We start from the raw sequence: 25,253 nt of genomic DNA, 5'->3' as shown, positions 1-25,253 counted from the left end.
AATAGGTTAAAGATAATGAGTCATATTTTGGTTATCTCACAGTACTTTTATCCTGAGCAATTTCGAATAAATGATATTTGCGCGGAATGGGTAAAAAGAGGCAATAAGGTAACAGTTATCACAGGCATTCCTAATTACCCACAGGGTAAGTATTATAAAGGATATGGGATCTGTAAGAGAAGGAAGGAATCCTATAAAGGTATAAATATTATAAGAATCCCTGTGATACCAAGAGGACACAATGCATTGATGTTAGTACTGAATTACTTATCTTTTGTTGTGACAGGATTTTTATGGAAATTATTTACCAAAATAAATGCTGATTATGTTTTTATCTATGAAGTTTCTCCCATGACGCAGGCATTGCCTGGAGTTTGGTATGCCAGAAAAAAAAAGATTCCGTGCTATTTATATGTAACAGACCTATGGCCAGAAAATGTAGAAATAGTTGCTGGTATAAAAAGCAAAGGTATTTTGAAAGCAATTGGCAGTATGGTTGATTATATATACAAGCGATGCAATAGAATATTTACTTCCTCAAAAAGCTTTATAGCATCTATAAATAAACGCGGTGTCGATATTGGGAAACTGGAGTTTTGGCCGCAGTATGCAGAAGAGTTTTATAAGCCAGTAAAACGTGGGACTGTTCAGGTGCCAGAGATTAAAGAGGACGGATTTAATATTGTATTTGCAGGAAATATTGGTGTGGCACAAGGGTTAGAAGTATTGCCCAAAGCAGCGAATATTTTAAAGAAGGAAAAAGTCAATGTCCGATTTAATATTGTAGGGGATGGACGTTTTAAGGATACATTGATAGATTTGGTATATAAGCATAATTTATCTGAGATGTTTAATTTTATTTCCAGACAGCCGGCAATTAGAATACCAGAGTTTATGTCCGTATGTGATGCAGCTTTGATTTGTTTGTCAAGAAGCAAAGTATTCTCTATGACACTGCCAGCCAAAATGCAGTCATGTTTAGCTTGCGGAATACCAATAATAGTATCAGCAGATGGTGAAGTTCAGGATGTTATAAGAGAGGCTAAAGCGGGAACTTATAGTAATGCAGGTAATGCTGAAATGTTGGCTCTTAAAATAAAAAATTTCGTATCCAAATCAGACGATGAGTTAAAAAGGATGGCGAATAATGCCTATCAGTACAGTAAACAAAACTATGATAAGGAGAGTTTGTTATCCAGGATGGATGGTTTTCTAATATGATGAATCATTGCTATATAAGATTTGCTTTTAATATAAAAGAGAGATCACTTATATGCGGATATTAATAGTTGTATCAGGCTATTTTCCAGCTCAAAATTACGGTGGCCCTCCTGTCAGTATCTTAAATTTTTGTCGGTTAATGAGCCATGATATAGATTGTTATATAGTAACGAGCAATCATGAATATGGTTCAAAGGCAGAACTGAAAGGGATCGGAGAAGGATGGCAGCTACAAGGTAATGCACATGTCAGATATCTAAAAGAAAGTGAAATGAGGGTTCCATACTTTCAGAAAATTTTAGATGAAGTAAAGCCGGATTGGATTTATCTAAATAGTATATTTGACATGAAGCGCACGTATCCTTTTCTAAGTTTAGCAGAGCAAAAAAATATACGTGCATTAATAGCTCCACGTGGTGAATTATGTAAAAATGCTTTTAAGAAGAAATATAAGAAGATGCCGTATTTATGGGCTTTGAAAAAATATTGGAAAAGCAGGTTGATAAGTTTTCAATCTACCAGTGAGGAAGAAACCGAAGCCATAAAAAAGATACTGCATATATCCCCCGATAGGATTTTATTATTGGATAATATCCCGACGATTCCAGATTTTTTACATATTTGTAATGATAAAAGATCTGGCGAACTATTCTTGGTGTTTTTGTCCCGGATTCATCCAAAGAAGAATTTGATATTTGCATTAAATTGTATAAGACAATTGCATGGGGATATCAGGATGGCTATTTATGGCCCCTTGGAGAATCCGGATTACTGGAATGATTGTCTTCAGATTATTGCGAATATGCCTGGTAACGTGCAGGTGTCGTATCAGGGAGTAGTGAAACATGCTGAGGTTTACAATGTTTTAAGTGGGTATCAGGTATTTTTTCTGCCTACATTAAGTGAAAATTATGGACATGTTATCGCAGAAGCCTTATTGGCCGGTCTTCCCGTAATGATCAGTGACCAGACTCCATGGAACGATGTAAACAAAGCGGAAGCTGGCTGGGCGATATCTTTGAACAATCAGAAAGAATTTATAGATAATCTGCAGAAACTTGTGGATATGAATGGTGTTGAATTCCAGAGGATATCAAGGAATGCTATTGAGTTTGTAAAGAGCCGTGTCGACGTGAAAAGAATTCGAGAGGAATATCTGGGAGTTTTACATGGAAACGAGTAATCAGAAATCTGAATATCGTGTACTCCATATTTTTTCTGGCTATGGTGGGGGTATATCCTCGTTGATTCTGAATCTTTTAGAAAATAAGAGCAAAGATTTTACCTTTGATATCATGGCATTCAGCTATAAGGGTGGAGAAAGGTTCTTGAAACGGGTTCACGCGATAGGAACAGAATCTTATTTAATGCCAAGGCCAAGATTGGAAGGTTGGAAAAAATTCTGGGATTTTATTAATCAGGTTATGGTTGCGCATGCCTATGATGCAGTTCACTGTCATATTGACGGATTAAGAGCAGTACCTTTTCAAAGAGCTGCTGTACGGCATCATATCCATACGTTTATTCTCCATGCTCACAAGACACAATATGAGAGACACTTTGATATGTTACCGTTTGTGCGATATATGAATCAAAGAACCAATTATGGAATCGCTACGGATTATATGACCTGTAGTAAATTAGCCGCTGATTTTATTTTTGGCTCAAAGTATCTTTTAAAGAGAGATGTTACATTTATTCCCAATGGCGTCAATATTAAAGCTTATCAGAATACATTATCTGTTAAACAGCGACAAGCATATAATCAGGAGTTTAGTGTAGAAGAGGATGCTCTTGTTTTTATGCATGTGGGTCGTTTTACTGCATTGAAGAATCATGATTTTATATTGCAGCTGATTGTTCAATTAAAGGTGAAGTGCAGGTCATTTGTATTTTTGTTTGCTGGTGACGGTGAATTGTATAGTGAGGTTTATGACAAAGCTTCCAGAATGAAAATATTGGATAGTATTCGTTTTATTGGGCATAGAAATGATATTCCTCATTTATTGAAGTATGCGGATATGCTTATCCTGCCTTCCATTAAAGAAGGACTACCAACTGTAGCTATAGAAAGCCAGGCTGCAGGTACTCCAATCATATTATCAGATTCTATAACAAGAGAATGCGATATGCATTTAGGGCTTGTCAAGTTTCTTCCGATAACCAGCGTCTCCATTTGGGCAGAAGCAATAATCAGTGGGATAAGAAAGGAACATCCAGTGCCTGAAAAGTATCTTTCTATAATTGAGAAAAACGGTTTTACCGCTGGATCAGCCGGGCAAACTTATTGTAATTGCCTGAAAAAAATAATCAGGAATAACGAAAGGGAATAAATGAGAATTTTATTTACAATTGGCTCATTGGCTGGCGGAGGGGCAGAGAGAGTTGTTGCACGCCTTGCAAATGAAGTGAGCCGTGAAGGTCATGAAGTATACATAAAAATGATTGCTAATAGTCAAATTGAGTATCCAATAGATGAAAAAATAGAGGTTTCCGAGGTTCGAAGCAAAATTAATATTCGTGGATTACGTTATCTATCCCGATGTCATGAATACAAAAAGCAGGTATTATCCTGTCAGCCCGATATTGTGGTTTCCTTTACAGCAGCTGTGAATCTTTTTGTTTTAAATTCATTGCATAAGACGAGAATAAAAGTGGTTTTGAGTGAACGTAACAATCCTTACGTTGATCCGGACAGTCGGCAATTGAGAAATAAAAGGGATATGTTATATAAAAGAGCAGATGGGTTTGTTTTTCAGACTCAGGATGCCTGTAATTACTTTAAGCCAGAGATCCGCAGACGCAGCGCTATTATTTTGAATCCTTTGGATGATTCAATTCCTTCTCCTTGGATAGAAGAACGGGAGAAAAGGATCGTTTCCGTGGGTAGGTTGGAGAAGCAGAAAAATCACAGATTATTAATTAATGCTTTTGCAGATATCGCTGCATTGTTCCCGGAATATGTTCTGGAGATATATGGAGAAGGATCTCTTCGATCTTCACTTGAATTACAGATTTCAGAATTACATTTGGAGGGAAGGGTTATTTTAAAAGGCTACAATAGGCAGGTGCTTGATAAGATACAAAAAGCAACATTGTTTGTGCTTCCCTCAGATTATGAAGGACTGTCCAATGCTTTGATAGAAGCAATGGCAATGGGCTTACCGGTAATTTCGACAGATCATCCAATTGGTGGGGCTCGAGAAGTTATAAAGTCAGGGTCTAATGGCATTTTAGTACCTGTTGGCGATAGAAACGCAATGTCGGATGCTATGAAGCTGATTTTATCAGACTCCCCGTTTGCTCGGAGTATCGCCAAGGAAGCGCAAGATATAAGAAGTTGCCTGTCGATAAGCAGAATCACAAGCCAATGGACTTCTTTTTTGCAAAACACAATAGAGGGAGCTTGAGATGACAAAATTGCTATTATTAATATTAGTCCTTATTGTTGCTCCGGCGATGGCAGCGATGGCTCAGAAGGAACGTGTACCTATTGTAAAAGATGGAGCTGTAACACAATATATTTATAATAAATTTTCATTAAATACTTATAGCCTATCGTTCGTTATTCTCTTTTTGATTGTCTTCATTACAAAAAGCGGAGAAGACATTCCTACGTATGTTCAATACTATAAATTGTGGAGCCTTAATGACCTAAAGTCTCTTGATTTTGAGCCGGGGTACAAGCTATTATGTATTTTTTTGAATTCTTTCATAAGTAATCCTTATATTGGTATAGGAATAATAAAATTTTTCTCTTTATTTTTGGTTTACAGAGCTATTTATCTTTTAAGGGATAGAATAAATGTTGGTTTTTCCGTTTTTGCCTATGTTACTCTATTATATATTTATTCGTTTCATCTATTAAGAATGATGTTGGCTCTTAGTATAGTCTTTCTCGCTTATTCTTATGAATCAATGGGAAAGGAGAAGCGTTGTTTTTTATTATTATGTATAGCATTGCTTTTTCATTATAGCGCTATTTTTGCATTAGGAGCATACTTAATCTATAAATTTATAAATAGCAACCTTACAATCTTAAAGATAATATCCTTGTTAGTAGTAGGTTCGATTGCATTGTTTAGCTTCAATAAGTTTGCTGAATATGCCATTACAAAATTCTCTATTTTCTCCAAGTATGACGCTTATCTCAAACTTGAAGGGGGCTCTGGTAGTGGCATTATGCAGATCATTTGGCTATTACCAATACTATATATCATTATGCGAATGTATCACACCGAACGATTTGATAAATTTTACGTTTTGAGTGTTGTATGTGGTATTTTTACTTTTTATTGTGGAAGTCTAGGCTATTTCGCACCTGTATTTAGTCGGAGCGCTTATTATTTTTATTTTTTCTTTGTTATGTATTGTGCTTCTTTACAACTAAAGCCCCGATCTGTTCAACTTGTATATGGAAGCAAAAAGGTTAGCTTTCTAACACTCTTCATGATTGTATATCTTATTGTAAGACTTTTTTTCAATATTCATTATGATAATATATTAGTTTCAAATGGTTTGGATGAATATATATTATTTTGGGATTAAAAGGCCGGACTATTTCTACATAAGTCGAAAGGATGCAAAATATATGTATTTTAAGAATTTAGTCTCAAAGAAAATGTGGACAATTTGTTTATTGAACTACGGAATATTGAACTTCTTACCGGATGAAAAATATCTCAGGATAAAGTATAGAGCAAAAATGGACAGAGAATTGAGGTTGAATTCGCCTCAGACGTTTAACGAAAAGATACAATGGTTAAAGTTGTATGACCGACATCCTAAATATACGATGATGGTAGATAAATATGAAGTTCGAAAATATATTGCAGATACCGTTGGAGAAGAGTTCTTAATTCCTTTACTTGGAGTATGGGAGGATCCGGATGAAATTGATTTTAATGCACTGCCAAATCAGTTTGTCTTGAAGTGTACTCACAATTCCGGATTAGGTATGTGTCTTTGCGAAGATAAGTCAGCATTGGATGTTCAGGCGATAAAAAGAAGGCTCAGAAAAGGACTGAAGCAGAATTATTATTTAATTGGTCGTGAATGGCCCTATAAAGACGTACCCAGAAGAATTATTGCAGAAGAATACCTGCAAGATCAATTAAGTAATGAGGGATTGGCAGATTATAAATTCTTTTGCTTTAATGGCAATGTAGATTGTGTTATGGTTTGTATTGGCAGACAAACAGGTAATACAAAGTTCTACTTCTTTAATAAGGATTGGGAGCTTTTGAGAATCAACAAAAGCGGAAAGGAAGCACCTGCCGGTTTTTCTTTGAAAAGGCCGGATGAGATTGATAAGATGTTTGCGATAGCAGGAAAACTTTCTATGGGGATACCCTTTATTCGTGTCGATCTATATGAGTGCAATCATAAGATTTATTTTGGTGAGCTAACACTATATCCGCAAAGCGGATTCGATTTAAATTTGTTGCCTGAAACCGACTTGTACTTTGGAGATTTAATTCATATTGATTAGGAAGGAAGGCCAATTATTATGAAAAGGACCATAGGTTTCCCAATTAATAAAAAGGAAAACGAAAGGCGTCGGGCTATAGTTCCGCCAGATTTATCTAAGATAAAAAATCGGGATCATCTTTATTTTCAGCATGGATACGGGAACGTTCTTGGATACTCTGATGATGATTATGCTGCCATACATGGTGTGCATATGGTTGATCGAGAAGAGGCACTGAAGAAAGACATTATCTGCGATCCTAAGATCGGGGATGCTGAATACCTAACAGGTTTACATAATCAGACTATATTTGGTTGGCTGCATGCAGTCCAAAATAAGCCTATCAGGAATGCAATCATTAGAGGTGGTTTGACAGCATTTGCATGGGAAGATATGTTTGAAGGTGGTCGACATGTTTTTTGGCGTAATAATGAGATAGCTGGAGAAGCAGCAATAATGCATGCATTTCAATGTTATGGCCAGATGCCATATGATGCCAAAGTCGCACTTATCGGCAGAGGAAATGTAGGTAGCGGAGCTTTGAAAATCTTAACGTTACTGGGAGCAAATGTTACAGTATATAGCAGAAAAATGGATGTGCTATTGCGTAGAGAACTTCCGAATTATGATGTAATAGTGAATGCAATATTATGGGATTCTTCAAGAAATGATCATATTATATATCATGAAGATTTAAAAAGAATGAAGAAAGGGGCTATGATCATTGATATTAGTTGTGATCGGAATGGAGGAATAGAATCGAGTATACCAACAACGATTCAAGATCCTGTCTATTCTGAAGGCGGTATATTGCATTATGTTGTTGATCACACACCTTCTTTATTTTACAAAACAGCTTCTGCCAATATTTCCTCTGCGGTCTATAGTTATATCGATAGACTGATTGAAGGAGACATTAATGATGTCTTAAGAAATGCATTATACGCTAAAAATGGTGTTGTATTAAATAACAGAACAATAAAGTAAAAAGAAGAGTTTCCAAATAAAAACTTTATGGTATTTTAAGGAGAAGTATGAGATTATTAATCGGTGCTGATTTAGTTCCAACAGAGAGCAATTATAAGCAATTTTCAACGGGCCAAATGGGAAAATTGATGGATGATAAGTTAGGACTAATTTTAGAACAGGCAGATTTTCGGATTTTCAATCTTGAAACTCCGTTAACGGATGTACGGTCTCCGATAAAAAAGTGTGGTCCTAACTTAATTGCTCCGGAAATTATGATTAATGGGATGAACAAACTTAATGTTGATTTTTTTACACTGGCCAATAATCACATTCTTGATCAGGGTGAGCAAGGACTTTTATCTACAATTAAAGCACTTGATAAAGCTGGCATTAAATATGCAGGTGCCGGGAGAAGTCTATTCAAGGCTGAACGTCCTTATATATGCAAATATGAGAATTTAAAAATAGGAATTTATTGCTGTGCTGAGCATGAATTTTCTATTGCAGGTGGAAATCATGGTGGTGCGAACCCGTTTGATCCACTTGTAAGTTTGGATCATATTTTTGATCTTAAGAGTAAAGTTGATTATGTTATTGTCTTATATCATGGAGGAAAGGAACATTATAGGTATCCTTCTCCTTACCTACAAAGAGTTTGCAGGAAAATGGTTGATAAGGGTGCAAATCTTGTTGTATGTCAACATTCCCATTGTATTGGATGTGAGGAGAAATATGGTGATGGGAATATAGTGTATGGTCAAGGAAATTTTTTATTTGATGGCTCAGATAGCAAATACTGGAAAACAGCTCTTTTAATTGAATTGAATGTATCACCTAAAGCCAATGTTTCAATCATTTATCATCCGATTATAAAAAATGGGAATGCTGTGAGGCTTGCAAACGAGAATGAGCAAAAAGATATTTTCAAAGAATTCTGGAAACGATCTGATGAGATAAAGTCTGATAAAATAGTTCAAGAAAAATATGATGAGTTTGCAACTGAAATGTTGCCTGTCTATTTACGTGCTTTACAAGGGAAGCATATATCTTCTCTGTGGTTCAGAGTACTTAGCAAATTTTTAGGAAAAAAATTTGTTGATAAATCTATTCGTCGGAATTACAGAGAAAAGGAGTTTCTCAAGCTGTGGAATTATTTTGTATGTGAAGCTCATAACGAATTAATAAGGCAAGGAATGCAAAATGAAACAAAACAATCTAAATAAGAAGATATCGTCATCGACTAAGTGGTCATCCATTACTGAAATAGTAAGCAAGCTAATTTCGCCTATTACCAATATGATATTGGCGAGAGTTCTTGCTCCGGAAGTTTTTGGAGTGGTTGCGACAATAACGATGGTCATCAGTTTTTCTGATATGTTTACGGATGCTGGATTCCAAAAATATATTGTACAGCATGAGTTTAAGGATAAAAAGGATCTGGCTGACAGTACGAACGTTGCGTTTTGGACAAACTTTATCTTTTCGTTGATAATCTGGTTCACTATTTTTGTCTTTGCCGATCCGATCGCAAAGCTTGTAGGGAATGAGGGGAAAGAGAAAGCGATCGTTGTAGCTGGGTTGGCTATCCCTATATTATCTTTTTCCAGTATACAAACGGCATTATATAGGCGTAACTTTGATTTTAAAACACTGTTCAAAGCACGATTGGTTACATCGCTTATTCCGTTAGTTATTACCGTACCTCTGGCTATATTGCTTAAAAGTTACTGGGCAATCATATTTGGTAATTTACTCAAAGAGATAGCTAATGCTGTTATATTGACTGTAAAGTCGCCTTGGAAGCCTCAATTATTTTATAGCTTTGATAAACTAAAAGAAATGTTATCTTTTAGCCTTTGGTCTCTTTTCGAGCAGATATCAATATGGCTAACATCAAATGTTGATATTTTTATAGTTGGAAGGTTTTTAAATGAGCATTATCTTGGCCTGTACAAAACATCCATGACGACAGTCAACGCCTATATGGCGATTATAACTGGCGCTACAACCCCGGTTTTGTTTTCCGCTCTTTCCAGGTATCAAAATGATGAATCGGCATTTCGGAATACTTTTTTTAAATTTCAAAGATATGTAGCAGTTCTGGTTATGCCGATGGGCATAGGACTGTTCCTATATCGAGACTTGGCCACCCAAATTCTGCTTGGGAGTCAATGGATGGAGGCTTCGGAATTTATAGGGCTGTGGTCACTTACCAGTGCGTTTACAATTATTTTTGGGCATTACAACAGTGAGGTTTATAGGAGCAAAGGAAAGCCAAAACTTTCTTTGTTATCGCAGTGTATCCATTTGGTGTTTCTCGTTATTATATTGATGATTTTAACTCCGATAGGTTTTAGGGCATTGTATATAGGGCGTTCATTAGTCCGAATACAGGGCGTAATAACTGGGTTGATAATATTGTGGTATTGTTTTGGGATTTCGACTTACTCGATTATGAAAAATGTATATCCTGCTATCGTTTCTTCAATTGTTATGGGAGTTGTGGGTTTCGCTCTTCAGCAAATAAGCCAAAATGTCGTTTGGTCTTTTGTTTCCATTTTGATTTGTGTTATTATCTATTTTGCTGTCTTATTACTGTTTCCGCAAATGAAAGAAGAACTTCTAAACTTTGGATTCGTTAGAAAATTTAGAAGTAAAGCGAAGAAGATACAATACAGCTTGCACCGATGAATTTAAAGATAATGAAGTAAATAGCAGAGGGACTTCCAAAAGGCAAAGGAGAATTAGAATTGCAAAGCGGAGAAGTACATTGTGAGGAAACTTATCTTATCACAGGAGCAGCTGGCTTTATCGGATCTAATTTAGTGCTGGAGCTGCTACGCACAACATCCCATGTGCATATTATTGGGATAGACAATATGAGTGATTACTATGATGTGGGCATCAAGAAATATCGGCTTGAGCAGATTAAAAAGTGTGCAGACGAATGTTTAGGATCCGTTTGGACGTTCCTAAAAGGCTCTATTGCGGATAGAGGCATTATTGATAACATATTTAAACATTATAAGCCATCCATTGTAGTCAATCTGGCTGCCCAGGCAGGTGTCCGTTATTCCATTACAAACCCTGATGTATATATAGAATCAAACATTATTGGATTTTATAACATCCTGGAGGCATGCCGACATTCCTATGACGGAGACTCTGTAGGTGTAAAACATCTTGTATATGCTTCTTCCTCATCTGTTTATGGTTATAATAAGAAGGTTCCATATTCTACCAAAGATATGGTGGACAACCCGGTCAGTCTTTATGCTGCGACAAAGAGGAGCAATGAACTTATGGCTCATGCTTACAGTAAACTGTATAATATCCCATCAACCGGGCTGCGGTTCTTTACGGTTTATGGGCCTGCAGGGAGACCGGATATGGCTTATTTTAGTTTTACAAACAAGCTGCGAAACAATGAAACCATTCAGATTTTCAATTACGGCAATTGTAAGAGGGATTTTACTTATATTGACGATATCGTTGAAGGCATAAAACGCGTGATGTGTGGTGCTCCGAAACGAGTTACCGGGGAGGATGGTCTTCCCATTCCTCCTGCTGCGATTTACAATATCGGAAACAATCATCCGGAGAATTTGCTTGATTTTGTGGACATTCTTCAACAGGAATTGGTGCGAGCAGGAGTATTGGACAAGGATTACGATTTTGAAGCACATGAAAAGCTGGTTCCCATGCAGCCAGGGGACGTGCCTGTTACCTATGCCGATACAAGTGCACTGGAACAGGACTTTGGGTTTAAACCAAGTACTGGTTTAAGGGATGGGCTTCGCAAGTTTGCCCAATGGTATAAAGAGTTTTATATGGATTGAGTAAGAGAAAGGAACGTGAGGTATTTTGAAGATTGCAGTAGCAGGGACAGGATACGTTGGGTTGTCGATTGCTACGCTTTTATCCCAGTATCATGAGGTAATGGCTGTAGATATCGTTCCGGAAAAAGTGGGACTTATTAATCATAGAAAGAGCCCTATCCAGGATGATTACATAGAAGAATATTTGTCTGAGAAGGATTTGAATCTTACAGCTACATTGGATGCGAAGGCAGCATATGTAGACGCTGATTTTGTAGTCATTGCAACACCGACCAATTATGACAGCAAGAAAAATTTCTTCGATACATCTGCTGTAGAGGCGGTTATTAAACTGGTCATCCAGTATAATCCGGATGCGATTATGGTCGTCAAGTCTACCGTTCCAGTAGGTTACACATCGTCTGTACGGGAGAAATACCATTGTGACAATATTATCTTTAATCCGGAATTTCTTCGTGAATCCAAGGCTCTTTATGATAACCTTTATCCGTCCCGTATCATAGTGGGAACGGATACGCAGAGCCCAAGATTGGTGAAAGCAGCGAATATTTTTGCCGGGCTTTTGCAGGAAGGCGCGATCAAAGAGAACGTTGACACGCTGATTATGGGATATACAGAAGCAGAGTCGGTTAAATTGTTTGCCAATACATATCTTGCGCTGCGTGTGTCCTATTTTAATGAACTGGATACATATGCGGAAATGAAAGGATTGGATACGCACCAGATTATAGATGGCGTATGCCTGGATCCACGAATTGGGAGCCATTACAACAACCCGAGTTTTGGATATGGTGGATATTGTCTGCCAAAAGATACGAAGCAGCTTTTAGCTAATTATGCAGATGTTCCTGAGAATCTGATTGAGGCAATCGTGGAAAGCAACCGTACAAGAAAGGACTATATCGCCGATCGTGTATTGGAGATTTCCGGAGCTTATGGAGCAGATAGCGAATTTGACAAAAGCAAGGAGAAAGAAGTAATCATCGGTGTGTATAGGCTAACCATGAAGAAAAACTCCGATAACTTCCGACAGAGTAGCATTCAAGGTATCATGAAACGTATTAAGGCTAAAGGGGCGATTGTTGTTGTATACGAACCAACATTGGAGAATGGCAGCACATTTTTTGGCAGTAAAGTGGTAAATGATTTAAAAAGATTTAAAGCGATAAGTCATGTCATCGTCGCCAACAGGTATGACAAGTGTCTGAGTGACGTGAAGGAGAAAGTATATACGAGAGATTTATTCGGCAGAGATTGAGTGAAAAATGATGAGATCCGCAGGGCAACAAATGCAGAATTTATAGGGTATGTTTATAAAGGAGACATAGTGATGAATGCATCAAAGTTTTTTAAAGACAAAGTACTGATGATTACCGGCGGTACCGGATCTTTTGGTAACGCTGTATTAAATCGTTTCTTAAAAACAGATATTGGTGAGATTCGCATTTTTTCACGTGATGAAAAGAAACAGGACGATATGCGTCATGAGTTTCAGGCGAACATGCCGGAAGTATCTGACAAGATCAAGTTCTTTATTGGAGACGTTCGGGACTTGGCATCCGTTAAAAATGCTATGCATGCAGTGGATTATATATTCCATGCGGCTGCGTTAAAGCAAGTTCCGTCCTGTGAATTTTTTCCACTGGAAGCTGTTAAGACAAATGTACTTGGCACGGACAATGTATTGACAGCAGCGATTGAAGCCGGAGTAAAGACAGTTATTTGCCTTTCTACCGATAAGGCTGCTTATCCGGTTAATGCAATGGGCACCTCTAAAGCCATGATGGAAAAGGTTATCGTTGCAAAATCGCGTACTGTTCAACCAGAAAGAACGAAAATCTGTTGTACAAGATATGGCAATGTTATGTGTTCCCGCGGGTCCGTTATTCCACTTTGGATCGAACAGATCAAGGCAGGAAAACCAATCACTATTACCGAGCCTAAAATGACAAGGTTTATTATGTCACTGGATGAAGCTGTGAACTTGGTACTGTTTGCTTTTGAACATGGCGTTTCGGGAGATATCCTTGTACAGAAAGCGCCAGCATGCACAATTGGTGTTCTTGCGCAGGCAGTAAAGGAGTTGTTTCATTCAAATGATGAGATAAAGATTATTGGAATTCGTCACGGGGAAAAGATGTATGAAACACTGCTGACGAATGAAGAATGCGCACATGCCATTGATCTGGGGAATTTTTATCAGGTTCCCTGTGATAAGCGGAATTTGAATTATGATAAGTATTTTATTAAAGGAGATACTCGGCGGAACATTCTTACAGAGTTCAATTCCAATAATACGCAACTTTTTAACCTGAAACAGGTCAAAGAAAAGCTTTTGTCTCTTGAGTACATTAGAAATGAAATTGATGAATGGGAGATTGAAAGCTCAAAGCAGGAAGCTGCAACCTCCAAAGATAATGTTGAGTGAGTTCTTTGTTCAGGAACGACTTGTGTCTCTCAGCTAAAGAGAAAATCGGTTCATTGTTATGCATAATTTAGGAATATGATTGGAGGATACCATGAAATTTTTAGTGCTTGGATGCAATGGTATGGCGGGACATACTATTTCCTTGTATTTGAAAGAACAAGGGCATGATGTGTTGGGATTTGATCGAAGTAAATCGGCTTACATTAAATGTATTACCGGAGATGCAAGGAATACAGAGTTCCTGCGCGGTGTTATTGAGGCAGGTAAATTTGATACTGTTATAAACTGCATCGGCATTTTAAATCAATCTGCTGAACAGGATAAACCTCTGGCAGTTTTCCTAAATGCCTACTTCCCTCATTTTTTGGCTGAAGCAACCAGTGGGTCAAATACCCAGGTTATTCATATGAGTACAGACTGTGTTTTTTCGGGTAAACGGGGTGAATATACAGAAGATGATTTTAAAGATGGAGAATCATTTTATGATCGGTCAAAAGCCCTGGGCGAGTTGAATGATGACAAGAATGTAACTTTGCGGAACTCAATTGTTGGTCCTGATATCAATCGGAATGGGATCGGACTTCTAAACTGGTTTTTAAAACAATCCGGAGAAGTCAGTGGGTACACAAAAGCAATGTGGACGGGTCAAACGACACTGCAGCTTGCTAAAACAATGGAAGCTGCGGCAAAAGAAAAAGTATGTGGGTTGTATAACACTGTACCGGATCATGCAATTTCCAAATGTGATCTGCTCCGATTGTTTAATCATTATTTTAAGGATGATTTCATTAAAATCAACCCTGTTGATGGAGTCGTTGCTGACAAGTCCCTCAAGCGAACCAGATATGAATTCAGCTATTTGATTCCGGATTACGAAACAATGATATCTGAACTGGCTCAATGGACTCTGAAGCATAAAAAGATGTATCCGCATTACAGACTCTGAAGAAAATTTAGTGACATGAGGTAATGAAATGAGCAAACTAAAATTATTAACTATTGTTGGTACCCGTCCTGAGATCATAAAGATGTCAGCTATTATTAAAAAGTGTGATCAATACTTTGATCATATTTTAGTACATACTGGCCAAAACTATGATTATGAGCTGAATCAGGTATTTTTTGAGGACTTAGGGCTTCGTGCTCCGGATTATTACCTTGACGCTGTAGGAAAAGATCTGGGAGAAACCATAGGAAATATTATTGCAAAATCCTACAAACTAATGGCAGAGCAGAAGCCGGATGCATTGTTGATACTGGGAGACACAAATTCCTGCTTGTCAGCTATTTCTGCCAAGAGACTGCATATTCCGATTTTTCACATGGAGGCGGGAAATCGCTGTTTTGACGAATGTCTGCCGGAAGAAACCAATCGCAGGATTGTAGACCATATTGCCGATGTAAACCTATGCTACAGCGAGCACGCAAGAAGGTATCTGAATTGTGAAGGAACAGTGCAGGAGCGAACCTACGTTGTCGGTTCGCCTATGGCAGAAGTCCTGCATGCGAACTTGAATCAGATCAAGGCAAGCAATGTCCTTGAAAAGCTTAGGCTTATAAAGGGAAAGTATATTCTGCTTTCTGCGCACCGTGAGGAGAACATTGACACCGAGGAGAATTTTTTCAGTTTAATGAACGCGGTCAATGCGATGGCTGAGAAATATGATATGCCAGTTCTCTATTCCTGTCACCCAAGAAGTGCCAAATATATTAGCGAACGGGGCTTTGAGTTTGATAGGCGGGTAATAAAGAACAAGCCCATTGGATTTCATGATTACTGCAAACTGCAGGCAAATGCTTTTGCAGTTGTTTCCGATAGTGGTACATTACCGGAGGAAAGCAGCTATTTCGTATCAGTGGGATTACCATTTCCAGCAGTTTCCATCCGAACTTCCACGGAGCGTCCTGAAGCACTGGATAAAGGAAATTTTATACTTGCTGGCATTACCACGGAGCAGGTACTGCAGGCAGTGGATACTGCTGTCGAGATGAGCAAAAACAGGGACTATGGAACATCTGTGCCGGCTTATGCCGATGAAAACATATCTTCCAAAGTGGTAAAGATTATACAGAGCTATACGGGTGTAGTTAATAAGATGGTCTGGAGAAAATATTAAAATTGCTTCTGGTCTGTTATTTATAGGTTAAAGCAATACAGAACTGAGTCTTTTTTCAAAAAAAGAAAATAATTCCAAGAGGCGTCTGTAAAATGTTTTTGTTTTTTGTTGGCTTAATTGGATTCTTGGTATGTTTGGTCATTCTGATTGTTAAAGTGGTGCGTAAGAAGCCTAAAAAAGTGCTTGGCATTTTGACGGCGGTATTTTTTGCTCTCGGTATTGTCGGTATGGTCCAGGCCATGAACACACCTGCAGTCGATCCAGAGACTACGGTGAAAACGGAACCAACAGTTTCGCCAGAAGCTACATCTGATTCAAAAGATGATTCAAAGACTGAAAAAAAAGTATCGAGCGGAGAAGTATTCGATAGCATGAAGAGTGTTTGGGAAGATTTTGATATAACCGAAGTATATGATAATAAAGTGGGTACTACGCTAGCCAGAGTTAATATTTATGTGAGTGAAAAAACTCCTTTGGATAATGCACGAAAGTATCTGGATATCGTTCTGGATATGAGAGATAAGTGTGGAGGAGCCTTTAAAAAGGCAGATTATAATAAAGTGGTGTTGCATTTTAATGTGCGAGATTTTGATGGAGATTTGTTTTTCTATATCGAACTTTCACCCGAAAATGGAGTATACCACATAAGTGGTTCTGCTCCGGCAGATGTCATTTCTTTATCGGATGAGTCGTATCAGAAAGCATTACAGACAGCTTTGGATGAGATTTAATACAGAGGCATTGGGATATGAAAATAGCAAGAAATGTGAAAAATGTAGTCATCGAATTTTACTAATAAAGAGGATTCTGTAATCAGGCCAAGCATAATGATGGTAGTGGCTTCATACATGCTTCCCCTGGCATTTTTGAAGTTTTTCAATCAAGCTTGAAAAGCTCTAATAACTTCAATCCTTCACCGTTCCTTTCATCCTAGGCTCAGAGCTTCCGGTTGTCAAGAAAACGGATACCGTCAGAAGAGACGGTATCCGCAGGAACCTGGGGTACATTAGGTCAGTGCTGTATCAATATCAATAATCTTTGTGCATCAGCTTGTCTGCGTCTGCGAAGGCTTCGGAGGTTATGGAGGCGCCCAGGCTGAACCCGTGGGAGAAGCATGCAGAACTATCCAGATAAGATGCCTCCAGATAAAGGATGGTCAGGTTTTCAAGCTGTTTTTGCTCCTCGGGAGGAAGCTTCTCCGTTAGATGACTCTCCTTTTCGTCAATTACCTGAAATACGTTGCGATATCTTGGATCCTTCGGTACGATGTTCTCGGCAGGATTGAGTCCCCCGCCAAAAAGCTTGTGAAGGATCGATGTCTCCGGATGATTCCTTTCTCCGGTGATATCTTTTCTGCCTGCAAAGGCTTCCGCCATAAGAAGAATACCAAGCTTCAATGCGTAAGCAAAAATGTGATAATGGGTGAATTCTTCCACACTTTCCTGAGCATCACAGTACCTTTCGAACAACTCCTTTTCGGAGTCATTCAATACTGCCTTCAGATTCTTCAAACATTTATCCTGCAGTTGCTCTGCATGGGCAGACTGAGAATCCTCACCATTTTCTATGGCGTACACGAGATTGTTATAGTATACTTCCTCAATAATGGACATGAAATCTTCTCCTCCTTGTCATTGTCTTTTTCGATCTTTCCGACAATGCCTTGAATGGAGCTGCCCGCGCATGATATAATATTTACGCTGCAAGTGCCAAACGGCAGTTGTCGGCCGGGGAAGTGGCGTGTGTTCTTTTCCGGAGAGCCCGCCGCTTCCTTTCATACTTTTTTGGTGTTCGGATCCAACTTTCTGATTCCGTCGCGGATGCCCTCTGATTTGGACTTTCCGTTTGTCCTGCAATAGTTGTCTAAAATATGGTAGGTTTCGTCATCGATACGGGCTTTTACGTTATGACGCTTTGGATTATCAGTTGGACGGCCCACCTTTTTGTTGGGCGGCAGTGATAACACCTCCTTTATTATGTGCCACAAATTTATCATATAATATTGTGGCACATGTGTCAAGAGATAATTGAAAATATTATTTATCATCATGCTCAATATTTGGAGGATATCGAGTTTCTGTAAACTGTAACCAGAAAGAGAGAATTATGAATGGATCTGTATTCTCCTCACCTTTGCGGGAGCATGGTCATACGAAAGGATTGAGAAATGACAAGTACCTATAAATCAAACGATATATCAATGGCAGACATTTTAAGGGATATCGATCAGGGGAATATCCAGCTTCCCGATTTTCAAAGAGGATGGGTCTGGGATACGGATCGAATCCGGGCTTTGATTGCCAGTATTTCCAACTCCTATCCGATTGGGGCTTTGATGTTCCTGGAGTACAACGGCAGTTCCATTCGCTTCAAGCATCGTCCTTTTACAGGCTCTAATGTGGACTGCAGTCCGGATACTTTGGTTCTGGACGGGCAGCAGCGGCTTACTTCCATTTATTGTGCCATGTACTGCAGGGAAGCGGTTCCTACTCAGACGCAGAAACATAAAGACGTGAAACGATTTTACTATATGGATATAGAGAAATGCCTGTCCGGCATCGATCGCATCGATTCCATTATTTCTGTGCCGGAAGACAAAATCATAAAAGAGGATTTTGGGCGCAGGATAGTTTTGGATCTCAGCACCCGGGAGAAGGAGTTTGAAAGTCACATGTTCCCTCTCAATATTGTATTTGATAACTATGCCTGCAGTATGTGGATGAATGATTACCAGAGATATTATCACTATGACAGGGACATATTGGAAAGATACGCACAGTTCAATGCAGCGGTCCTGATACCTATGCAGAGCTATAAGGTGCCCGTCATAACCTTACGGAAGAATATACCCAAAGAGGCCGTTTGTCAGGTTTTTGAAAATGTAAACACCGGAGGGGTATCGCTGACTGTGTTCGAACTGGTCACAGCCTCTTTTGCAGTGGATAATTTTGATTTGCGCAAAGACTGGGAACATCGCTGTGAGAACATGTGCGAACAGGTGAATCTGCTTTCCACTGTCTCCAATACGGACTTTCTGACAGCAGTTACGTTGGTGAGCCGTTATTATAATTACAAAAGCGGCGGTATGGCTGTCAGCTGTAAAAAACGTGATGTCCTGGATTTAAAGCTCCGGGATTATCGGAAATATGCGGATGACCTCATGCATGGTTTCATCCAGACCGGTAATTTTCTGAGAGAGCAGCGTATCTTCTGTAAGCGTGATCTGCCATATACCACGCAGCTGATTCCTTTATCCGTTTTGTTTGCTGTCCTTAAAAACAGGACGCTGGACAGTACAGTAAGACGAAAGCTCGTCAGATGGTATTGGTGCGGGGTATTTGGCGAAATGTATGGCAGTGCCAATGAAACGCGCTTTGCAAATGATGTAACGGGTGTGATGGAGTGGCTGGACGGAGGGCTGGAACCAAATACCGTATCCCGCGCCGGCTTTGATCCTGAGCGGCTGCTGTCCATGCAGAATCGTCTCAGTGCTGCATACAAAGGAGTTATGGCATTAATTCTGCAGTCAGGGGCAGTTGATTTTGTCAGTGGAAGGCCCATGGACTTTTCAACTTTTCTGGAGGAAAACATTGATATCCATCACATTTTCCCAAAATCTTACTGTATGAAGGAAGGCTATGAGAAAAGCAAGTGGAACTCCATTGTAAACAAAACGCCTCTTACCGCGCATTCCAATCGCATTATCGGCGGAAATAAACCGAGTGTTTATCTTAAGGCACTTGAAAATGCAGGTCATGTCAGCAAAGATGACTTGACCAAATATGTGGAAACGCATCACATTTCCATGGCAGATCTTCAGGAGGATGAATTCAACGGGTTTTTCCAGAAACGCGCCAATGCATTGCTGGATTTGATCAGCGCCTCTATGGGAAAATCGATTCCATCCCTGGATTTGTCCCATTCCGACAATGCAGTGGTATCTTTATCATAACAGTCCTCTCCTTACCATAATGCTCCTCCCCTTTCATCTCAGGATCGGGGCTTCCGCCGGCAAGAAAACGGATACTGAATATTTCTTCCTTATAGGCTATAAGTTCAATGAGAACTTGAAAAGATTAATGAAAAAGTAAAGTCAAGGCAGAGCTTCATCCGTTTATCCTTACCGGTGACTCTTTCCCAAAGAGAGTGGTAAGAAGGGACATTGGCAAGCGTTGGTTCCCCAGGAAGCCTGCGCCGACTCCGACACCAAGGCCGGCATCAACGCCGGGTCCGCCTCCGGAGACGCCAAAACCGAGGCAGACTCCAGGAACGTCAGAACCGCCTGAGCCGTTCAAAGATCCGGGACCTGTTATATCTGAGGCTTCCCGGCAGGGAACAGGCATCCGAGTGAATGATGGAATTCATGCAGCCTATCGTATGTTAAGAAATGATATATATCAACTTATTTCAGTAGTTGGGGTATGTGTTTGCGGACGCATACCTGAGGGAGTCGGAGAAGTCTGGCTCTCTTTCTATTTATGGGAGTATGTTGAATTTTGCCTGGAAAAAGGAGAGCAAAAGGAGATGCTTTTATTGACGGATCTCTTATTTTCCTGATATACTTTCATTATGCACGGAATTTCTTTGGCTTGATGGCTTATTTTTCTGGATAACTTTATTTTGTCAGAATGATCTGGAGCGGACATTTTTATTTCCTTCACAGGCGCCGAAGCTTGCGTAAACATTTATTTTTGAGAGAGGAAGCCTTTTATCATGGAGCTTAAGGAAAGATCTTTTGATTCTCTGTCTGATAAAGATAAAAGAAAAATTCTTTTATCTGGTGGTGGTATCATTTTTGATATTCTTGGCGGACTTCTATTGTTAATGGGTTTATTGGCCCTTGCAGGAGGTGCAGGAATTTCGTGCCTTGTGCTGATTATTCCGGCATTATTACTTATCTTTTTGGGTGTAAAAAAGCTGTTCTGGAAAAAAGAAAAGCAACGGGATTACATCATTTCCAGGCTCTATAAACAGTCCGTTAAAGTGCAGAAAAAGAATGGTATTTATACTTCCAAAGAAGAAAAAAACCGTATGCGTTTCGAAGAGGATCCTTTGTTCCATGACAAAGTTATGAACAGCGTGCATAAGAATGAAGATGCAAAATATGATGCGCGTATTCACCGGATTGAAGCAAAAAAGCAAAAGCTTATAAAAGGGCGGATTTCCAAAATACAAAGCATTTCCAATGCACGATGGGAAAATATCTGCGGTGGAAAGTTGATGTATAGCCCGGTTGAAGGGAAAGTGCGGATCAATCAATCTGAGACTGTTTTTTCAAGTATCAAAGGAGCAGAGTTAAATGTTGAAAATTCCTATCGGATCGAAACCCATGAAAGCGGAAAAGCCAGGAAACATGCATCTTTGGGTGGTGCTGTAGCGGGAGGGTTACTTTTGGGCAGGGTAGGTGCGGTGGCAGGAGGTATTGGATTAGGAAAGACAAAGACAAACTCAATAAGTACTTCAAATTCTATTCCGACTTGCAATCATCTTGGCGTTATGGTTAATATCAATGGTTTTATGTCTGAAATTCTTTTGATTTCCCATACCGTCGATCAATCCAGTATTACATATGCAAGCGCACAGCGTGATGCACAGGAAATCATAACCAAGCTTCGCCTGCTTGCTCAAACTCCAGTTCCTGAGACGTTCCCGAAAGTGGAGGAAGAGTCTTCCATCCTGGATTTAGATGCACAAATAACAGAAGCGGAGAAAGAGTTGGAAGCTGCCAAAGCTGACACTCCAAAATATGAAACGCCGGAAAAATATCGTCCGGTTCCAGAGAAAGAGAATATTGAAAAGCAGGGTTTCAAGAAACTTTGAAGTTCACTTTATTTCCTGAAAACAGTAGCTGCAATTGGCTCAAAAGAGAATGGATGGATGAATTTGTGCCTTTTTAGGCAATATTGTTCAATTGAAAGGGGCTGCTGCATAAGCGATTTTTATTCGCTTTGTGCGGCAGCCCCTTTGTGATCGCCACTCCGCGGATACATGGAAACACAAACACATCAAAAGTTAAATAAATTGTTGAAAAATCCGATAGGTTATTATAAGAGGATTGCCTGAGTGCAGGAGATCAAACCACATGGCAGGCATTGAAACAAATGAATGAGAAGCATGACGGTGCATCTGCAAAGGGATTGGATAGGATGTCCGGGATGATAAACCGATAGATGAAAAGATGGAGAAAACAGGAACGAGGCGAATCAAGTGGGCATGCGGGACAAAATTATCATTGGTGTTACAGCGGTTTTAGTCATATCTACTGTGGTGATCGTATCCGTTGCTGGTAAAAGCAGAGGGAACGACAGGTATAGAAACATGAATGATGATCCTGTGGCGGAAGATGAGGTGCAGGATGATGAAATGGGAGAGAATGAGGACGAGGTCAACGATGGAGAAATGATTGATGAGGAAGATGCTACGGAATCCATTGAGGAAGATAAAGGGAATGAGGAAGCAAATGATGCTCGGGGTGCGGAACCTGAGGGGAATGCCAATAAGGAACAGTGGCAGACAGCAGCAGAAGCAGTGGAAGCCAGGGAGCAGCAATCCAGGACCGCTGCGACCGATAATCGGCAGCATAATCAGTCACAGTCGTCCAGGCAGACGCCTCCGACTGCCAACACCAATAAACCGGGTACATCGCATCATCCTTCTGCCGGGAGACCGAAGCCATCTAAGAAACCCCGGAAGTCAAAGCCACCCAAGACCTCAAAGCCAGATCCTTCCTCGTCTCCAGGGACGTCCACGTCGACTCCGACACCAAGACCCACACCGTCTCCGGGGACGCCAAAGCCGTTTCCCAAACCCACTCCAAGGCCGACATCCACGCCGACTCCAAAGCCCTCGCCCACTCCAACACCAAAGCCCACTCCGACTCCAGGGCCAACATCAACGCCGGATCCGTCTCCGGAGACGCCAACGCCGGGTCAGCCTCCAGGAACGTCAGAGCCACCTGAATCCTCCAAAGATCCGGGGCCGGCTATATCTGAAGCTTTCCGGCAAGGAGCGACAGCCTGAGAATGATGGAATGATGGATTGCCGTATTATGAGAATGGCAGTATAACCGGAGACTTATTTTCCTGATGATGGTGCCAGGAAATGCTCATGGGCGGGATTGCTTACCATATCGGGATCCTGCTCCCGTTGCGCTGATTCGTTTCAGAACCATGCAGCATATCGTATGTTAGAAATGACATATATCAACATATTCCAGCCTGATTCATCATAAATTTTCCATTAATTTTCCATTTTTGTTGTATTATCATAGTAATTGTGCTATGATTTTCATATCAAATGTTTTAAATAGCTATCAACGTATAATAGGACAAAGACTGAACCCGAACTAAAAAATCATGAGGAAAGCCTTAGCTGTTTCGGCGCAGGGCCGCCTGAAATGAGGACACAGCATCCATCCTTTTTGCTGCTGAAAAGCAGCAGGGGCGAGGCTATGCCCTGAATACCCTGAAGTCTGTTTCGTATAGGATAGGAGATGATCCTATGTATATCTCCAGGATCGCAAAAGATGGAAGAATGCAGTCTGCCAGCCGGCATTTGCAGGAGTGTGCGAGTATGTCTTCCAACAGGATTTACCGGATATCATTGGGAAATGCAGAAAAGAGCTTGCGGAGGTTCTGGAGAATTGCAGGAGGACGCCGCCCCCTTGTGGGAGCATGGATTGGAAGAAATATGGAAAGTATGGACAAGCAGGTGGCAATGGTGCTACAATCTGATTAATTACTGTTATGCCGGAAACGGTGTATTGGGGTTGAGAGGGAGGGAATCAACATGGGAAAAGGCAAAAAAGGCAAGAGAAAAAAATGGCCGATTGTTGTCATTGTTATTTTGGTAGTTCTGATCGGTGGTTGTTCCGGGGTCTATTTTTTTGCGCAATCCGAGCTGAACAAGATCTCGCGCAAGGAGGCAAAGGAAACGATCAAGCCGGAGGACGAATATTTTGAGACGAATGAGGAGGAAGGGGACGATCCTCATGCAACAATGAATCCGGAGGATCTGAAGTGGCCCGAAGGCGGGGACATTATGAAGGACAAGGATATTATGAACATCATGCTGATCGGGCAGGACAAGAGGCCCGGGGAGGACAGAGCCCGTTCGGATTCCATGATGATTCTCACGGTCAACAAACGGAATCAGAAAGTGAAGATCACATCCCTTATGAGGGATATGTATCTGCAGATACCGGGATACAGCGACAACCGGATCAATGCAGCTTATGCCTTCGGAGGAATGAAACTGCTGGATGCCACGGTGGAAAAGAACTTTCTTATGAAAATAGACGGCAATGTTGAAGTGGATTTTGACGGCTTTCAGAAAGTGATTGACAAGATCGGAGGAGTGGATATCGACATCAATGCGAAGGAAGCAGCTCACCTGAAGGAGCAGGGGTTTTCGGGCCTGTCCGAGGGAAAGGTACATATGGACGGGAAGCTGGCATTGGCTTATTCGCGGATCCGCAAGGTCGGGAACAATGACTTTGAGCGGACACAGCGGCAGCGAAACGTTATGCTTTCTGCGTTTCAAAAGGTAAAGACTCTGGGACTGCCGGAGCTCACGAACATGGTGGATGCCCTGTTCCCCTATATTTCAACGGACCTTACCAACAATGAAATGATCAGCCTGGTATATAATGTTTTCCGGTTCCATCCTGAGAAGATTGAAGAGAATCGGATTCCCCTGGACGGCACCTATGAATCCGCGTGGATTCGTAAGATGCTGGTAATGGTTCCGGATCTTCCAAAGAACAGGGAGGCGCTGCAGGCCATTATCTTTGAAGACAGCAGCAAGGCCAAATAAACGTCTGTAAAATCATGAAACGGGGAGAGACATGCATGGAACGTTTTAAGTACTGCAAAATTGAAATCTTTATTCCGGGGACCCATCTGACACAGCTGCAGGAGGCGCTGCGGAGCGTGGATGCCGGGCATATAGGGAATTATGACAGCTGTTTGTCATACAGCAGGGTCATTGGATGCTGGCGGCCGCTTCCGGGAAGCAGTCCCTACATCGGGGAGGAGCAGACATTGAGCTCTGAGCCTGAGATAAAGGTGGAAGTTACCTGCCGGTATGAAGATATCGACCGTACCGTGGATGCCATAAAAAAAGTACATCCCTATGAAGAACCGGTAATCAATGTGATCCCGCTGTATCGGACAAGCTTTTGAAGGCGGATCTGCAGAAGCAGGCGGGCC

The 25,253-nt window shown here is 40.4% G+C and carries 23 protein-coding genes; 21 read left to right on the top strand and 2 right to left on the bottom strand.

The window, feature by feature from the left end; translation table 11 throughout:
* Positions 1–15: 15 nt before the first annotated feature.
* From QBE55_01395 to QBE55_01325, 15 genes are all read left to right on the top strand, one after another.
* Positions 16–1,221, top strand: a complete 1,206-nt coding sequence (locus QBE55_01395) for a glycosyltransferase family 4 protein (protein WZL78855.1) — start codon at positions 16–18, stop codon at positions 1,219–1,221.
* 52 nt (positions 1,222–1,273) lie between these two features.
* Positions 1,274–2,404, top strand: a complete 1,131-nt coding sequence (locus tag QBE55_01390; protein WZL78854.1) for a glycosyltransferase — start codon at positions 1,274–1,276, stop codon at positions 2,402–2,404.
* Positions 2,391–3,554 carry a glycosyltransferase gene (locus tag QBE55_01385; protein ID WZL78853.1) on the top strand — a complete coding sequence of 388 codons (1,164 nt, stop codon included), beginning with the start codon at positions 2,391–2,393 and terminating at the stop codon, positions 3,552–3,554. Before QBE55_01390 ends, QBE55_01385 begins: the two co-directional genes overlap by 14 nt.
* Complete coding sequence (locus QBE55_01380) at positions 3,555–4,631, top strand: glycosyltransferase family 4 protein (protein WZL78852.1); 1,077 nt, start codon at positions 3,555–3,557, stop codon at positions 4,629–4,631.
* 1 nt (position 4,632) lies between these two features.
* On the top strand, positions 4,633–5,769 hold the full coding sequence (locus QBE55_01375) for an EpsG family protein (protein WZL78851.1): 1,137 nt from the start codon (positions 4,633–4,635) through the stop codon (positions 5,767–5,769).
* A gap of 43 nt (positions 5,770–5,812) precedes the next feature.
* Positions 5,813–6,712 (top strand): ATP-grasp fold amidoligase family protein, encoded by a 900-nt coding sequence (locus QBE55_01370; GenBank protein WZL78850.1) that lies wholly within the window; start codon positions 5,813–5,815, stop codon positions 6,710–6,712.
* An 18-nt stretch (positions 6,713–6,730) separates the two neighbouring features.
* The gene (locus tag QBE55_01365) at positions 6,731–7,678 is read left to right on the top strand and encodes a N(5)-(carboxyethyl)ornithine synthase (GenBank protein WZL78849.1); all 948 of its coding nucleotides are present in this window, start codon (positions 6,731–6,733) and stop codon (positions 7,676–7,678) included.
* 47 nt (positions 7,679–7,725) lie between these two features.
* Complete coding sequence (locus QBE55_01360) at positions 7,726–8,883, top strand: CapA family protein (protein ID WZL78848.1); 1,158 nt, start codon at positions 7,726–7,728, stop codon at positions 8,881–8,883.
* Entirely contained in the window at positions 8,861–10,351 is a 1,491-nt protein-coding gene (locus QBE55_01355; protein WZL78847.1) for a lipopolysaccharide biosynthesis protein, read from the top strand. Before QBE55_01360 ends, QBE55_01355 begins: the two co-directional genes overlap by 23 nt.
* Before the next feature lie 59 nt (positions 10,352–10,410).
* Complete coding sequence (locus QBE55_01350) at positions 10,411–11,499, top strand: GDP-mannose 4,6-dehydratase (protein WZL78846.1); 1,089 nt, start codon at positions 10,411–10,413, stop codon at positions 11,497–11,499.
* 25 nt (positions 11,500–11,524) lie between these two features.
* Entirely contained in the window at positions 11,525–12,757 is a 1,233-nt protein-coding gene (locus tag QBE55_01345) for a nucleotide sugar dehydrogenase (GenBank protein ID WZL78845.1), read from the top strand.
* Between the two features lie 72 nt (positions 12,758–12,829).
* A complete protein-coding gene (locus tag QBE55_01340; GenBank protein ID WZL79830.1) occupies positions 12,830–13,927 on the top strand; it encodes a nucleoside-diphosphate sugar epimerase/dehydratase in 1,098 nt (365 codons plus the stop codon).
* 91 nt (positions 13,928–14,018) lie between these two features.
* On the top strand, positions 14,019–14,873 hold the full coding sequence (locus QBE55_01335) for a sugar nucleotide-binding protein (protein WZL78844.1): 855 nt from the start codon (positions 14,019–14,021) through the stop codon (positions 14,871–14,873).
* A 28-nt stretch (positions 14,874–14,901) separates the two neighbouring features.
* On the top strand, positions 14,902–16,044 hold the full coding sequence (wecB, locus tag QBE55_01330) for a UDP-N-acetylglucosamine 2-epimerase (non-hydrolyzing) (protein WZL78843.1): 1,143 nt from the start codon (positions 14,902–14,904) through the stop codon (positions 16,042–16,044).
* A 92-nt stretch (positions 16,045–16,136) separates the two neighbouring features.
* Entirely contained in the window at positions 16,137–16,775 is a 639-nt protein-coding gene (locus QBE55_01325) for a hypothetical protein (protein WZL78842.1), read from the top strand.
* Positions 16,776–17,072: 297 nt separating this feature from the next.
* Here the strand turns inward: QBE55_01325 and QBE55_01320 are convergent, their stop codons facing one another.
* Together QBE55_01320 and QBE55_01315 are read right to left on the bottom strand one after the other, a co-directional pair.
* Positions 17,073–17,657: a hypothetical protein gene (locus QBE55_01320; protein WZL78841.1), complete on the bottom strand. Its 585-nt coding sequence runs from the start codon at positions 17,655–17,657 to the stop codon at positions 17,073–17,075.
* Positions 17,658–17,818: 161 nt separating this feature from the next.
* A complete protein-coding gene (locus QBE55_01315) occupies positions 17,819–18,040 on the bottom strand; it encodes a ribbon-helix-helix domain-containing protein (protein WZL78840.1) in 222 nt (73 codons plus the stop codon).
* Between the two features lie 171 nt (positions 18,041–18,211).
* On the opposite strand from QBE55_01315, the gene QBE55_01310 reads away from it, so the two are divergent.
* From QBE55_01310 to QBE55_01285, 6 genes are all read left to right on the top strand, one after another.
* Positions 18,212–19,996, top strand: coding sequence for a DUF262 domain-containing protein (locus tag QBE55_01310; GenBank protein ID WZL78839.1), 1,785 nt, complete (start codon positions 18,212–18,214; stop codon positions 19,994–19,996).
* Positions 19,997–20,757: 761 nt separating this feature from the next.
* Positions 20,758–21,864, top strand: a complete 1,107-nt coding sequence (locus QBE55_01305) for a hypothetical protein (protein WZL78838.1) — start codon at positions 20,758–20,760, stop codon at positions 21,862–21,864.
* Between the two features lie 393 nt (positions 21,865–22,257).
* A complete protein-coding gene (locus QBE55_01300; protein WZL78837.1) occupies positions 22,258–23,064 on the top strand; it encodes a hypothetical protein in 807 nt (268 codons plus the stop codon).
* A 480-nt stretch (positions 23,065–23,544) separates the two neighbouring features.
* Positions 23,545–23,781, top strand: coding sequence for a hypothetical protein (locus QBE55_01295; GenBank protein WZL78836.1), 237 nt, complete (start codon positions 23,545–23,547; stop codon positions 23,779–23,781).
* A gap of 51 nt (positions 23,782–23,832) precedes the next feature.
* Positions 23,833–24,858, top strand: a complete 1,026-nt coding sequence (locus QBE55_01290) for an LCP family protein (protein WZL78835.1) — start codon at positions 23,833–23,835, stop codon at positions 24,856–24,858.
* Between the two features lie 35 nt (positions 24,859–24,893).
* Positions 24,894–25,226 carry a cytochrome C biogenesis protein gene (locus tag QBE55_01285; GenBank protein WZL78834.1) on the top strand — a complete coding sequence of 111 codons (333 nt, stop codon included), beginning with the start codon at positions 24,894–24,896 and terminating at the stop codon, positions 25,224–25,226.
* The last annotated feature ends 27 nt before the right edge of the window (positions 25,227–25,253 follow it).

It is taken from the genome of Eubacteriales bacterium mix99, from assembly GCA_038396605.1.
Classification (GTDB): domain Bacteria; phylum Bacillota; class Clostridia; order Caldicoprobacterales; family DTU083; genus UBA4874.
Note: the sequence above shows the minus strand (reverse complement) of the source record. Positions and strands in the feature narration are given on the sequence as shown.

What these genes read in the sequence shown, in the direction of transcription:
- QBE55_01395 (WZL78855.1), top strand. Translation starts at nt 16, where the DNA reads ATGAGTCATATTTTGGTTATCTCACAGTACTTTTATCCTGAGCAATTT.
- QBE55_01390 (WZL78854.1), top strand. Translation starts at nt 1,274, where the DNA reads ATGCGGATATTAATAGTTGTATCAGGCTATTTTCCAGCTCAAAATTAC.
- QBE55_01385 (WZL78853.1), top strand. Translation starts at nt 2,391, where the DNA reads ATGGAAACGAGTAATCAGAAATCTGAATATCGTGTACTCCATATTTTT.
- QBE55_01380 (WZL78852.1), top strand. Translation starts at nt 3,555, where the DNA reads ATGAGAATTTTATTTACAATTGGCTCATTGGCTGGCGGAGGGGCAGAG.
- QBE55_01375 (WZL78851.1), top strand. Translation starts at nt 4,633, where the DNA reads ATGACAAAATTGCTATTATTAATATTAGTCCTTATTGTTGCTCCGGCG.
- QBE55_01370 (WZL78850.1), top strand. Translation starts at nt 5,813, where the DNA reads ATGTATTTTAAGAATTTAGTCTCAAAGAAAATGTGGACAATTTGTTTA.
- QBE55_01365 (WZL78849.1), top strand. Translation starts at nt 6,731, where the DNA reads ATGAAAAGGACCATAGGTTTCCCAATTAATAAAAAGGAAAACGAAAGG.
- QBE55_01360 (WZL78848.1), top strand. Translation starts at nt 7,726, where the DNA reads ATGAGATTATTAATCGGTGCTGATTTAGTTCCAACAGAGAGCAATTAT.
- QBE55_01355 (WZL78847.1), top strand. Translation starts at nt 8,861, where the DNA reads ATGAAACAAAACAATCTAAATAAGAAGATATCGTCATCGACTAAGTGG.
- QBE55_01340 (WZL79830.1), top strand. Translation starts at nt 12,830, where the DNA reads ATGAATGCATCAAAGTTTTTTAAAGACAAAGTACTGATGATTACCGGC.
- QBE55_01335 (WZL78844.1), top strand. Translation starts at nt 14,019, where the DNA reads ATGAAATTTTTAGTGCTTGGATGCAATGGTATGGCGGGACATACTATT.
- wecB (WZL78843.1), top strand. Translation starts at nt 14,902, where the DNA reads ATGAGCAAACTAAAATTATTAACTATTGTTGGTACCCGTCCTGAGATC.
- QBE55_01325 (WZL78842.1), top strand. Translation starts at nt 16,137, where the DNA reads ATGTTTTTGTTTTTTGTTGGCTTAATTGGATTCTTGGTATGTTTGGTC.
- QBE55_01320 (WZL78841.1), bottom strand. Translation starts at nt 17,657, where the DNA reads ATGTCCATTATTGAGGAAGTATACTATAACAATCTCGTGTACGCCATA.
- QBE55_01315 (WZL78840.1), bottom strand. Translation starts at nt 18,040, where the DNA reads ATGATAAATTTGTGGCACATAATAAAGGAGGTGTTATCACTGCCGCCC.
- QBE55_01310 (WZL78839.1), top strand. Translation starts at nt 18,212, where the DNA reads ATGACAAGTACCTATAAATCAAACGATATATCAATGGCAGACATTTTA.
- QBE55_01305 (WZL78838.1), top strand. Translation starts at nt 20,758, where the DNA reads ATGGAGCTTAAGGAAAGATCTTTTGATTCTCTGTCTGATAAAGATAAA.
- QBE55_01300 (WZL78837.1), top strand. Translation starts at nt 22,258, where the DNA reads ATGCGGGACAAAATTATCATTGGTGTTACAGCGGTTTTAGTCATATCT.
- QBE55_01295 (WZL78836.1), top strand. Translation starts at nt 23,545, where the DNA reads ATGTATATCTCCAGGATCGCAAAAGATGGAAGAATGCAGTCTGCCAGC.
- QBE55_01290 (WZL78835.1), top strand. Translation starts at nt 23,833, where the DNA reads ATGGGAAAAGGCAAAAAAGGCAAGAGAAAAAAATGGCCGATTGTTGTC.
- QBE55_01285 (WZL78834.1), top strand. Translation starts at nt 24,894, where the DNA reads ATGGAACGTTTTAAGTACTGCAAAATTGAAATCTTTATTCCGGGGACC.